A 496-nucleotide genomic window follows, 5' to 3' on the forward strand; every position below is an offset into this window, starting at 1 on the left:
AGATTCAAGATGCAGCAGGACAAGTAGTCGCTAAAATAACGACAGATAAAAAAGGACACGCACAAGTTACTAATTTAGCAGTTGGAACATACAAGTTAGTAGAAGTAAAAGCACCAAAAGGATATAAGCAATTAGTAGATCCGATTACTTTCCAAATTGAAAAAGGCATGACAAAATCTCTTGCTTTAACAGTAGAAAATGAAATGTTAGACAAGGGAAATGTAGAAATCACAAAAGTAGATAAAGATAGTCAAAAAGCATTAGCAGGTGTAGTCTTCGAAGTACAAGACGAACAAGGCAAAGTAGTAACAGAAGTAACGACAGATAAAGAAGGAAAAGCAAAAATCTCAGACTTATCTGTAGGAAAGTACAAATTAGTAGAAAAAGAAAGCTTACCAGGTTACAAAAAACTAACAGATCCAGTATCATTCGAAATCAAAAAAGGTATGACGAAAGTTTTATCATTGAAAGTAGAGAACGAACTGTTGGATAAAGG

At 33.7% G+C, this 496-nt stretch carries 1 protein-coding gene; it reads left to right on the forward strand.

Annotated elements, in window-relative coordinates; translation table 11 throughout:
• Positions 1-496: MSCRAMM family protein (locus JDS82_RS29025; RefSeq protein ID WP_275952027.1), on the forward strand; the 496-nt coding region annotated here is incomplete at both ends.

The sequence above is a fragment of the Bacillus cereus group sp. N14 genome (genome assembly GCF_016483555.1).
In the GTDB taxonomy this organism is placed as follows: domain Bacteria; phylum Bacillota; class Bacilli; order Bacillales; family Bacillaceae_G; genus Bacillus_A; species Bacillus_A wiedmannii.